The organism is Vibrio sp. 397 (assembly GCF_033339395.1).
GTDB lineage: Bacteria > Pseudomonadota > Gammaproteobacteria > Enterobacterales > Vibrionaceae > Vibrio > Vibrio alginolyticus.
The window spans coordinates 32132-43789 of the sequence record NZ_JAWOUN010000027.1 but is presented as its reverse complement, the minus strand read 5'-3'; the positions used below and the strand labels follow the sequence as shown (position 1 = coordinate 43789).

General features: G+C 44.8%; 15 protein-coding genes. 1 reads left to right on the top strand and 14 read right to left on the bottom strand.

The features are described 5' to 3' along the window. Positions 1 to 139: 139 nt before the first annotated feature. From ndk to trmJ, 11 genes are all read right to left on the bottom strand, one after another. Positions 140 to 565 carry a nucleoside-diphosphate kinase gene (gene ndk, locus R7P36_RS23500; protein ID WP_005381702.1) on the bottom strand — a complete coding sequence of 142 codons (426 nt, stop codon included), beginning with the start codon at positions 563 to 565 and terminating at the stop codon, positions 140 to 142. Positions 566 to 660: 95 nt separating this feature from the next. After that, on the bottom strand, positions 661 to 1959 hold the full coding sequence (gene pepB, locus R7P36_RS23495; protein ID WP_213900095.1) for an aminopeptidase PepB: 1299 nt from the start codon (positions 1957 to 1959) through the stop codon (positions 661 to 663). Positions 1960 to 2120: 161 nt separating this feature from the next. Beyond that, a complete protein-coding gene (iscX, locus tag R7P36_RS23490) occupies positions 2121 to 2315 on the bottom strand; it encodes a Fe-S cluster assembly protein IscX (RefSeq protein ID WP_005381711.1) in 195 nt (64 codons plus the stop codon). A 44-nt stretch (positions 2316 to 2359) separates the two neighbouring features. Continuing rightward, the gene (fdx, locus tag R7P36_RS23485; RefSeq protein WP_005381713.1) at positions 2360 to 2698 is read right to left on the bottom strand and encodes an ISC system 2Fe-2S type ferredoxin; all 339 of its coding nucleotides are present in this window, start codon (positions 2696 to 2698) and stop codon (positions 2360 to 2362) included. A 13-nt stretch (positions 2699 to 2711) separates the two neighbouring features. Then, positions 2712 to 4565 carry a Fe-S protein assembly chaperone HscA gene (gene hscA, locus R7P36_RS23480; protein ID WP_213900096.1) on the bottom strand — a complete coding sequence of 618 codons (1854 nt, stop codon included), beginning with the start codon at positions 4563 to 4565 and terminating at the stop codon, positions 2712 to 2714. 21 nt (positions 4566 to 4586) lie between these two features. After that, complete coding sequence (hscB, locus tag R7P36_RS23475) at positions 4587 to 5102, bottom strand: co-chaperone HscB (RefSeq protein ID WP_064376912.1); 516 nt, start codon at positions 5100 to 5102, stop codon at positions 4587 to 4589. 55 nt (positions 5103 to 5157) lie between these two features. Beyond that, positions 5158 to 5481, bottom strand: a complete 324-nt coding sequence (gene iscA / locus R7P36_RS23470; protein ID WP_005381717.1) for an iron-sulfur cluster assembly protein IscA — start codon at positions 5479 to 5481, stop codon at positions 5158 to 5160. A 70-nt stretch (positions 5482 to 5551) separates the two neighbouring features. Beyond that, positions 5552 to 5935: a Fe-S cluster assembly scaffold IscU gene (iscU, locus tag R7P36_RS23465; RefSeq protein ID WP_005381718.1), complete on the bottom strand. Its 384-nt coding sequence runs from the start codon at positions 5933 to 5935 to the stop codon at positions 5552 to 5554. A 38-nt stretch (positions 5936 to 5973) separates the two neighbouring features. Next, positions 5974 to 7188, bottom strand: a complete 1215-nt coding sequence (locus R7P36_RS23460; RefSeq protein WP_025768862.1) for an IscS subfamily cysteine desulfurase — start codon at positions 7186 to 7188, stop codon at positions 5974 to 5976. A 28-nt stretch (positions 7189 to 7216) separates the two neighbouring features. Beyond that, positions 7217 to 7723, bottom strand: coding sequence for a Fe-S cluster assembly transcriptional regulator IscR (gene iscR / locus R7P36_RS23455; RefSeq protein ID WP_005381720.1), 507 nt, complete (start codon positions 7721 to 7723; stop codon positions 7217 to 7219). A 125-nt stretch (positions 7724 to 7848) separates the two neighbouring features. After that, the gene (trmJ, locus tag R7P36_RS23450) at positions 7849 to 8568 is read right to left on the bottom strand and encodes a tRNA (cytosine(32)/uridine(32)-2'-O)-methyltransferase TrmJ (protein ID WP_213900097.1); all 720 of its coding nucleotides are present in this window, start codon (positions 8566 to 8568) and stop codon (positions 7849 to 7851) included. A gap of 231 nt (positions 8569 to 8799) precedes the next feature. On the opposite strand from trmJ, the gene suhB reads away from it, so the two are divergent. After that, positions 8800 to 9603, top strand: a complete 804-nt coding sequence (gene suhB, locus R7P36_RS23445) for an inositol-1-monophosphatase (RefSeq protein WP_005381722.1) — start codon at positions 8800 to 8802, stop codon at positions 9601 to 9603. Between the two features lie 70 nt (positions 9604 to 9673). On the opposite strand, the gene R7P36_RS23440 is transcribed toward suhB, so the two are convergent. The 3 genes from R7P36_RS23440 to secF form a co-directional block, all read right to left on the bottom strand. Then, entirely contained in the window at positions 9674 to 9985 is a 312-nt protein-coding gene (locus tag R7P36_RS23440; RefSeq protein WP_017633920.1) for a hypothetical protein, read from the bottom strand. A gap of 141 nt (positions 9986 to 10126) precedes the next feature. Further along, a complete protein-coding gene (locus tag R7P36_RS23435; protein ID WP_017633921.1) occupies positions 10127 to 10543 on the bottom strand; it encodes a hypothetical protein in 417 nt (138 codons plus the stop codon). A gap of 164 nt (positions 10544 to 10707) precedes the next feature. Next, complete coding sequence (secF, locus tag R7P36_RS23430; protein WP_005383689.1) at positions 10708 to 11655, bottom strand: protein translocase subunit SecF; 948 nt, start codon at positions 11653 to 11655, stop codon at positions 10708 to 10710. Positions 11656 to 11658: the final 3 nt, after the last annotated feature.

Here is an 11658-nt window from a genome sequence, read left to right as displayed (position 1 = left end):
GAGTAGTTTTACAGGCAAAGCCGAAACGGATGATAACCACCTACTGAAGTAGGTGGTTTAGGGCTGAAAATAAAAAACCTCGGACAATTCCGAGGTTATTACGAACTAGATCATCACGCAAAAGTGATGCATGAACGAGTTAGCGAGAGAAAACTTCTGATTCAGGGAAGAAAAACTCAATTTCACGAGCGGCAGACTCAGGGCTATCTGAACCATGAACTGAATTGTGACGCATGCTGAGTGCGTAATCAGCACGCAAAGTGCCACATGCCGCGTCCTCTGGGTTGGTTTTACCCATTAGCTCGCGGTAACGTGCAATCGCATTTTCGCCTTCCAATACCTGAACCATAATAGGACCAGATGTCATGAACTCTTTTAGAGGAGGGAAAAACTCTTTACCTTCATGCTCTGCATAAAAGCCGCTTGCCTGATCTTCTGTCAGGTGAACCATTTTGGCAGCGATGATACGTAGGCCAGCCTTTTCAATACGATTGTAGATTTCACCAATTAGGTTTCGCTCTACAGCATCAGGCTTAATGATTGAAAATGTTCTTTCTAGAGCCATAAAATTTCCTTTCTGTACTTGTAATAATAGTTGTGCTTTTAAAGTGACTTACTGGGTAAGAGCAGCACTCAAACAAGAGAGTGCTGCAATCAATCTTATTTTCCAGCTTGCTCATTGAGGAAACGAGCAAGTGTACGAACACCCATACCCGTTGCTCCCGCAGCCCATTTATCAGAAGCGGCTTTACGATACGTACCCGCACAGTCGAAATGTAACCAGCCTTTTTTGTAGTCCTCAACGAAGTAAGACAAGAATGCAGCTGCAGTACTTGCACCCGGAGAATAATCACCAGAGCTGATATTCGATAAATCGGCAAAATTAGATGGCAGCATTTCTCGATGGAAATCAGCAAGTGGTAGCGGCCACAAGCCTTCTTTTTCCTGGTTTGCCGCCGTAAGCGCTTGATGCGATAGCTCATCATCAAAGCTCATTAGCGCATGGTAATCGTTACCTAACGCATTCTTCGCTGCGCCTGTTAGCGTCGCGCAGTCAATGATTAACTCAGGGTTTTGCTCACTGGCGTAGATAAGACCGTCTGCAAGCACCAAGCGACCTTCCGCGTCGGTATTCATAATCTCAACGGTTTTGCCGTTTTTGTAAGTGATGATGTCGCCAAGCTTAAGGGCACGGCCAGAAACCATGTTCTCAGCACAACACAAGATCAGTTTTACGCGCTTGTTTAAACCGCGCAAGATAGCTAATCCTAGGCCACCAGTTATAGTACCCGAGCCACCCATATCTGCTTTCATTGCACTCATGAAGGTAGAAGGCTTCAAGCTGTAACCACCGGAATCAAAGGTGATGCCTTTACCCACAAGACATGCGAATACAGGTGCGTTTTCGTCACCAGTTGGGTTGTAGTCTAACTGAAGCATCGCAGAAGTACGCTCAGAACCACGGCCTACTGCGTAAATACCTTCCCAACCTTCTGCCAACAAGTCTTTGTCTTTGACGATACGAGCTGTCACCGTGCCTTTCGGCGCAACAGATTTGATGAATTCAGCAGCCATTGTCGCTAGCTGACGAGGAGCAACTTCTTCTGCCGTTTTGTTGATAATATCGCGGGTAAAATCAGTCGAAGTAATACGAGCTTGAAGCTCTGCTTGCTCTTCATCAGACAATGCTGCCCACTCAACTGAGCCATGTTTTTTAGGGTTACGGAACCCTTGGTGGAAAGCCCATACGCTCTCTAGATCCCAGTTATCACCAGAAAGAAAAATAGAACGAATTCCTTGGCCATCTAGCTGACGAGCTGCACGTTGAATTGCGCCGAGATCATGACCTTCACCTAAGTGAATAGTTGCGCCGTTTTCAGCGAATGAAAGCAGTGCTTTTTCACCCCAATGTGGTGCTGCCGACTCTTGACTTAAAAATACAGACATCTGTGTAGACATGGTTTCTCCTTGTCTTATAGCAGCGTTGCCTACGCTGCTTCTTTTTAATAACTCACGGATGTTAGCATTATGTAGGGCAAAAATGTCAATTGGATAAAAAAACGGACCTAAAGGTCCGCTTTTTTTAGTAAGAATTGTTAACTAGGCTGTGTTTTACAGACTTAGTCTGCTTCGTCCATCCAGCACATGATAACGGCTTCTAGAATCTTTTCATTAGAACGGTTTGGCTCATCGTCAAACTCATCTAACTCCATGATCCATTGATGAAGATCGGTAAAACGCACTGTTTTTGGATCGACATCTGGAAACTTGTCACAAAGTTCAATCGCGATATCGCGAGAATCTGTCCATTTCATTGCTCATCTTCCTTTTGCTTCTTCCCTATATTGGGAAGATAGTTTTAGTGATCTTCTGAAGCGTGGTTTAGTGTGTATTTAGGAATTTCTACCACCAAGTCTTCATCAGCAATTCTCGCCTGACACCCTAGGCGTGACTCAGGCTCTAGACCCCACGCTTTATCTAGCATGTCGTCTTCTAGTTCTTCACTTTCTTCGAGTGAATCAAAACCTTCACGGATGATTACGTGGCAGGTAGTACACGCACATGACTTCTCACACGCATGTTCAATACCGATACCGTTTTTTAGCGCTACGTCTAGAACGGTGTCACCAGAGTTTGCTTCCAACACTGCACCTTCTGGGCACAAATCGTCGTGTGGTAATACAATAATCTTAGGCATAACTACTTATCTCTTATATATCGTCTACTGATTGACCTGACAACGCAGCTCGAATCGATTTATCCATACGGCGTGATGCGAAATCTTGGCTCGCTTTATCGGTATCTTTAATGCCCTGCTCTATCGCATCTGCATCATCACCATTACGCAGCTCAATCAAGGCTTCGATGGCTTTAATCAAGTTTTGTTTCTCTTGTTCTGATAGTAAGTCATCACCATCAGCTTGCATCGCTGCAATCAAACCTTCTATCACTCGGTCGGCTTCAACACGCTGCTCAGCTAAGGCACGAGCTTGCATGTCTTCTTTTGCGTGCGTCATTGAATCACGCAACATATCCGCCACTTCATTGTCACTTAAGCCGTAAGAAGGTTTTACTTGAATCTCTGATTGAACACCAGTGCTCTTCTCCATTGCCGTAACAGAAAGAAGGCCATCAGCGTCAACTTGGTAAGTCACGCGAATATGTGCCGCACCCGCTGCCATCGGAGGAATACCTTTTAACGAGAAGCGAGCAAGTGAACGACAGTCATCAACCATTTCACGTTCACCTTGTACCACATGAACACTCATCGCCGTTTGGCCATCTTTGAATGTGGTAAATTCTTGCGCACGCGCAACGGGAATCGTAGTGTTGCGGGGGATGATCTTCTCGACCAAACCACCCATGGTTTCAATACCGAGCGACAGTGGAATCACATCAAGAAGCAACATTTCAGAGTCAGGTTTGTTACCCGCTAGGATATCAGCTTGAATACCCGCACCGATTGCAACAACTTCATCTGGGTTAATGCTTGTCAGAGGTGTGCGACCAAAAAAATCGCCTACCATTTCACGAACCAACAATGTACGGGTTGAGCCGCCAACCATGACGACCTCGAGTACTTCATCTGCGTCGACATCCGCATCTTTTAATGCGCGACGACAAGACATCAGGGTTTTCTTCACTAGCGGACGAATCAGATCTTCGAACTGCTCGCGAGTCACGGTGCCTTTCCAACCAAAAACGTCAACGTCAACACTGTCTTGCTCAGAGAAAGCAATCTTAGCTTCAGTAGCAATGTTCAACAGTGTACGGTTCTTTTCTGCAGAAAGCGGCGCTTCTAGACCCGCTTGCTCCATTAAATAATCGGCAAATAGATGGTCGAAGTCGTCACCGCCTAATGCAGAATCGCCACCTGTTGCTAATACTTCAAATACGCCTTTCGATAAACGTAGGATAGAGATATCAAAAGTACCGCCACCTAGATCGTAAACCGCAATCACACCTTCTTGACCAGAGTCTAGGCCATAAGCAATTGCCGCAGCGGTTGGTTCGTTAAGTAGACGGAGAACATGAAGACCAGCTAATTTCGCCGCATCTTTTGTACCTGCACGTTGCGCGTCATCAAAGTAAGCAGGAACGGTAATAACGACACCAGCTAACTCACCACCTAACGTATCTTCAGCTCGCTTACCCAATACTTTTAGGATGTCCGCAGATACTTCAATCGGGTTTTTGTCACCTTGAGGTGTTTGCAGAATTGGCAGGCCGTTTTCACTCTCTTTAAAACGATAAGGAAGTGAAGAGTAACGGGACTGAATGTCCTTTAATGAACGACCGATCAAACGTTTTACAGAGATAATCGTGTTCTCTGGTTCAAACTCTGCTTTGGCTTTGGCTTCGTGGCCGACCGTTAACGTTTCCTCAGCGTAATTAACGACTGAAGGTAAAATAGTACGGCCCTGCTCGTCCGCAAGTGGAGTTGCATCGCCGCTACGTACAGAAGCAACCAAAGAGTTGGTAGTACCTAAGTCGATACCCGCTGCTAACTTATGCTCATGAGGTGCCGAGCTTTGGCCCGGTTCTGCGATTTGAAGTAGTGCCATGATAGGTCCTTGTCACGCTTACTAGCCGAGGAGTTTGTCTTCGACTAGCTCAATTTCGTTCTTTAGTTTGGCAATGAATTTTAGCTTACGAACTCGGTCTGCGGCTTCAGCCCATAGACCATCATCAAGCTCTTGCTCGACGCTTGCCAGATGCTGTTTGTACATTTTGCGGACCTTAGAGTCGAAGTCAAAAAGCGCCGATTCAGGATCGGAGTTGTCAGCAATCTCTTCCAGTTCTTCGCGCAGTTCCATTTGCTCCATTAAGAACATCGGATCTTGCATCGTTTGCTGTTCACCTCGGATCTCAACACCTTGCTCTGCGAGGATATACTCGGCGCGAGAAATAGGATTTTTCAGAACTTGATAGGCATCGTTGATTTGCGCCGCCTTTTGCACCGCCATCAAACGGTCACGTTCTGAGCCCGTTGCAAAGTTATCCGGGTGGAAGCGTTTTTGTAGTTCTCGGAACTGAGAAGAAAGAAGGCTACCATCCAGCTTAAACTGACTTGGTAGCCCAAATAATTCAAAGTGATTCATTAAGTTCGGGTCCTAGTAAAGCCTTCCGGACTCGTTTGCCCAGAAGGACAATCAATTAGACGTTGAAGCTTTCACCACAACCACATTCACTTTTCGCGTTAGGGTTGTTGAATTCAAAACCTTCATTCAACCCTTCTTTCACGTAATCCAATTCAGTACCATCTAGGTACACTAAGCTCTTTTGATCGATGATAATTTTCACTCCAGAGAGTTCAAATACTTCGTCTTCTTCATTGAGCTCATCAACAAACTCAAGTACGTATGCCATGCCGGAACAACCAGTCGTCTTCACTCCAAGACGTAAACCGATACCTTTGCCTCGGTTATCTAGGAATGCTCTTACGCGACTTGCCGCTGATTCTGTCATTGTGATGGCCATACTGCACCTTAGTCTGTCTAAATTTCGATTGGAATGGGAGCGTCAAAGCTCCCATTATATTACGGAATAATTATTCTTGGTGTTTTTTCTTGTAGTCAGCAACCGCTGCTTTGATTGCATCTTCAGCAAGAATAGAACAGTGAACTTTCACTGGTGGAAGCTCTAGCTCTTCAGCAATCTCAGAGTTTTTAATTGCTGCCGCTTCATCAACTGACTTACCTTTTACCCACTCAGTTACTAGTGAGCTTGATGCGATTGCACTACCACAACCGTATGTTTTGAACTTCGCATCTTCGATGATACCTTCAGGTGTCACTTTGATTTGAAGCTTCATTACGTCACCACACGCAGGAGCGCCAACCATGCCGCTACCTACTGATGGATCTTCTTTATCGAATGAACCAACGTTACGTGGGTTCTCGTAGTGATCAATTACTTTTTCGCTGTATGCCATGATAAATTACCTCGAATCCTCTATTTCAATCCCTGAGATTAATGGTGAGCCCATTCAACAGTGCTCAAATCAATCCCTTCTTTGTACATATCCCATAGAGGAGACATGTCGCGTAGCTTAGTCACTGCAACGCGGATTTGTTCAATTGCGTAATCAATTTCTTCTTCAGTCGTGAAACGACCAAACGAGAAACGAACCGAGCTGTGAGCCAATTCGTCATCCATGCCTAGGGCACGAAGAACGTAAGAAGGCTCAAGGCTTGCAGACGTACAAGCACTACCAGAAGATACCGCTAGATCTTTAAGCGACATTAGTAGTGATTCACCTTCTACGAATGCGAAACTGATGTTTAGGTTGTGTGGTACACGCTGCTCAAAGTCACCGTTTACCGTCACTGCTTCTAAGTCTTTCACGCCATCAAAAAGACGGTTACGAAGCGCTAAAGCATGATCGTAATCTTTTTGCATGTCTTCTTTTGCAATACGGAATGCTTCACCCATACCTACGATTTGGTGAGTAGGTAGTGTACCAGAGCGGAAACCACGCTCATGGCCGCCACCGTGCATTTGCGCTTCAAGACGAATACGAGGCTTACGACGAACGTAAAGTGCACCGATGCCTTTAGGGCCATAAACTTTGTGAGCAGAAAGCGAAATTAGGTCAACTTTCATCTCTTGAACGTCGATTGGTAATTTCCCTGCAGATTGCGCTGCATCCACGTGGAAAACAATTTTACGCTCACGACACAATTCGCCGATCGCTGTAATGTCTTGAACCACACCAATCTCGTTGTTTACGTGCATAATAGACACAAGCACTGTGTCATCACGCATTGCCGCTTTAAGCTTCTCTAGATCGATCAAGCCATTTGATTCTGGCTCAAGGTAAGTCACTTCAAAGCCTTCACGCTCAAGTTGACGACATGGGTCAAGAACGGCTTTGTGCTCTGTTTTACAAGTGATTACGTGCTTGCCTTTCTTCGAGTAAAAGTGCGCTGCACCTTTAATAGCAAGGTTGTCTGATTCTGTCGCACCAGATGTAAATACGATTTCGCGAGGATCTGCATTTAGAAGGTCAGCAATTTGCTCACGAGCAGTATCGACCGCTTCTTCTGCCTGCCAGCCGTAACGGTGCGAACGCGACGCTGGGTTGCCAAATGTGCCATCCATTGTCATGTACTGAACCATTTTTTCAGCAACACGTGGATCAACTGGACATGTAGCGGAATAATCAAGATAAATCGGCAGTTTCATTCTCTACTCCAATGTAAAAAGCTGACCGCTAAGAGCGGACGTTTACACCGATGGGCGCGGCGGTTGTATTTTTGTTTGATAGCCCATGGGTTACCGCCAGATCAATGTCCTGACGATCAGAAATTTCGAGTACTTCATTGTCTGTCATCAACTCACCAAGAGTGATGTTATTCAAAAAGTCACTAATGCGAGAGCTTAGGTCACGCCACAGCGTGTGAGTAAGGCAACGTGTTCCACCTTGGCAATCTCCTTTACCTTGGCATTTGGTTGCATCTACTGACTCATCAACGGCAGCAATCACGGTACCAATAGCGATACTGTGAGCGTCGGCACCAAGTCGGTAACCACCACCAGGACCACGAACGCTGGCAACGAGACCTGCTTTACGCAATTTTGAAAATAGCTGCTCTAAGTAAGAGAGCGAGATCCCTTGACGCTCTGAAATATCAGCCAGAGGTACAGGGTTTTGTTGCGAATGCAGTGCCACATCCAGCATGGCTGTCACCGCATATCTTCCTTTAGATGTAAGTTTCATACCACACCGTATCCACATGGTTTGTAATGGTTAAGATTTTTCCATACCTGAGTAATTTGGTCAAGTATTTATTTGACCATTTTACTCAGGTATTCATCCTTACACCTAAAGTGGTTATTATTTACTCAGAACTTCTTTTCTATCGAAGTCAAAACGCCTCGTAGAATATTAAGTTCTTGGGTTTCTGGTCGAGCACGAGAGAACAAACGGCGCAACTTATTCATCACCTGTCCAGGTTGCTCTTTGTTAATAAACTGGGTCTCAACCATCACCTTTTCAAGATGCTCGAAGAACATTTCGAGTTCTCGATGACGCGGGTATTCTTCCGATTCATTTGGGGAAAACTGGCTTTGCTCTAAGTTCAAGTGTGCAACTCGCACTTCGTAACTGAGAGTTTGTACAGCCATCGCTAGGTTAAGCGAGCTGTACTCAGGATTAGCGGGAATACAAACATGGTAGTGGCACTTTTGTAGCTCTTCGTTTGTCAAACCAGTTCTTTCTCGGCCAAACACGAGCGCAACCGGATGCTTTCGGCCTTCAACTGCAAATTTCTCACCGCATTCACGTGGCTCGAGCATTGGCCATTCTAATGTACGAGAGCGGGCGCTAGAACCCACAACAAGGCAACAATCTTCAACCGCTTCTTCTAATGTGCCGACAATCTTTGCATTTTGAGCAATATCACCAGCACCCGCAGCTAAAGCAAGAGTTTGTTCATCCACTTCACATTGTGGATCGACTAATACTAGTTGGTTTAAACCCATCACTTTCATTGCTCGAGCTGCTGAGCCAATATTGCCTGAATGAGAGGTACCTACGAGTACAATTTTTACTTGATCCAACATCTGTGTTTGCTACCTAAATTAAAACCGCAGAATGTTATCATAGTTTTTTAAGACACCCTAGAGGCAAGCAGACCTCTCTTCTCATTCTTGGTTATTGTTCTCGTCCGCAGTATGCTCTGTACACTCAACCAGTCGCATTTAGAACAAAAAATAACCACTTCCCTTTTTAATTATCTCTGGTATACTCGCCGCCGCTTTCATTTGTTCTTTAACATCCGTTGGGAAATTCGTATGCATCCAATGCTAAACATTGCTATTCGCGCTGCGCGAAAGGCAGGCAATCATATTGCTAAATCATTAGAAAACACTGATAAAGTAGAATCTACTCTTAAAGGCACTAATGACTTTGTCACTAACGTAGACAAAGAAGCAGAATACATCATCATCGATACTATCAAGCAGTCTTACCCTGAGCATTGTATCGTTGCTGAAGAACAAGGTCTTATCGAAGGTAAAGATAAAGACGTACAATGGATCATCGACCCACTGGATGGCACCACTAACTTTGTAAAAGGTTACCCAACTTTCGCGGTTTCTATCGCTGTTCGTATTAAGGGTAAAACTGAAGTTGCTTGTGTTTACGATCCAATGCAAAACGAGCTATTCACTGCACAACGCGGTGCCGGCGCTCAACTAAACAGTGCACGTATTCGTGTTGCTCAACTAAAAGACCTTCAAGGTACTGTTCTAGCAACAGGCTTCCCATTCAAGCAGAAACAACACGCTGAGTCTTACATCAAGATCGTTGGTGCGCTATTCACTGAATGTGCTGATTTCCGTCGTAGCGGCTCTGCTGCTCTTGACCTTTGTTACGTGGCTGCTGGCCGTGTTGATGGTTACTTCGAGCTAGGCCTAAAACCTTGGGATATGGCAGCAGGTGAGCTTATTGCTCGTGAAGCTGGCGCAATCCTAACAGACTTTGCTGGCGGCACTGACTACATGAAGTCTGGTAACATCGTTGCTTCAAGCGCTCGTGGCGTAAAATCTATCCTTAAGCACATCCGCGAAAACGGTAACAGCGCGATCCTTAAGTAAGATTTGAAAGTCATATATAGCCCGTCACGCTGATGACTTTAGAAAGCCCCGCTCATTGAGCGGGGCTTTTTTATTTCGAACAATCAGCCTGTTTGTAGAAACGGTCGTAGTCAGATAAGTGGTCTATTTTTACGTGCTTAACCTTCCATATTTGTTCCTTCATTAAAAACTGCAGCGAAACCGTGACTGGCTGGTATACATCACCAAAGCCGTTTACAGAAAGACATCCAACTCCTCCATCCTCACTGTACTCTTCAAAGTAAGACAGCTCTGTAACCAAACTTGATGGGATAGATGATAAAAATGGAAATTGATGACCAAATTTTATTGGGTGAGACTTAATACTGTTCAGCTCTTCAATCGATAGATTTGGTCCTGCCATAGCTTCTACCACCTCTATATACTGCATCTTGTATAAATTATTACGTATATCAAGGTAAGTATCGTGGAGTGGACTTGCGATGCAGGGCGTTGAAACACTTAGTAAAACCGGAATAGGTAGAATTCTATTTAGCATAACCAACTAAACCCCAGCTTCACGGAGCGCTTGATCAATTTTACTCGGCTTAAATCTGTACTTACAAAGCCCCCACTCGCACTGCTCTAAAAGCTCACGGACATTTACCTGCCCAGTAACTCCAAAGGAAACAACACCAAAAAGAGAAACACTCCCACTGTATGTCAAAACACCATCACGAGTAGTTTTAAAAGTAACAGAAACGGCTTTTAATTTTATGCCCAGCTCTTCAACCATTTCTTTTGAAACTTCAAACTTAGTAAATCCAAGCTCACCAGATAAAGTTACTTTACCTGACTCATCAACTGCTAACTTGAACCTTTTCCCTCCAGTAACTAGCTTGGTGGTAACACCTTTATTGTGCTTGTAAGAAATCTCTACAAACTTCAGTAACTGTACTTTTATTTCAGCTTGCCTTGACATTATTTCCTCCCGAAATTGTTGAACATACTTCCGATATTCAACTCAATCAAAAAACTACAATTCAAGCTGGAAGTACCTCAAAAAAAAATGAAACTTTCAAATCTATCAGGCATAAAAAAACCGCTGATTGCTCAGCGGTTTTTGTTTTCGGTTCTCAATCTGCCTTATGGCATCTCGTCGAACTCTGCACCTTCTTTTTCTACTTGAGGTGGCATCAAGTGCTCTTTCTGGATACCCAGTTTTAGAGCCAGTGCTGATGCTACGTAGATAGAAGAGTAAGTACCTACAGTGATACCGAGTAAAAGTGCGGTTGCAAAGCCGTGAATCATAGCACCACCCTGCATGAACAGTGCAATTACCACGAACAACGTCGTACCAGATGTAATCAATGTACGGCTCAACGTTTGAGTGATTGAGGCGTCCATAATGTCTGAAGGTTCGCCCTTACGCATCTTACGGAAGTTTTCACGAATCCGGTCAAATACAACGATGGTATCGTTGAGTGAGTAGCCCACAACCGTCAGTAGCGCAGCTACGATGGTCAGGTCAACTTCAATTTGTAGAAACGAGAAGACACCTAGCGTGATAATAATATCGTGAGCCAATGCCATTACCGCACCAGCCGCTAGACGCCATTCAAATCGCATCGATACATAAAGCAGGATACAGATCAGCGATACCAAGATCGCTAGACCACCAGCTTCTGTTAGCTCATCACCAACGTTGGGACCTACGAACTCAATACGACGCATTTCTACGCTTTCGCCAGTACCATCTTTGATAGCACCAATGATTTGGTTACCTAGCGTTTCACCAGAAACGTCATCACGTGGACGAAGACGAACCATGACTTCACGAGCACTACCGAAGTTTTGTACTGTCGCATCGCCAAAGCCTTTTGAATCTAGTGCTGCACGAATCTCTTCAAGGTTTGCTGGCTGTTCAAAACCTACCTCGATAAGCGTACCGCCAGTGAAATCTAGACCCCAATTAAGCCACTTGGTTGACAAAGTGAAGATAGAAGCAGCAATCATTATAATTGAAAAAACGAATGCTACTTTCGACCAACGCATAAAGCCGATCGTCTTCTCTGCTTTTAGAATTTGAAACATATT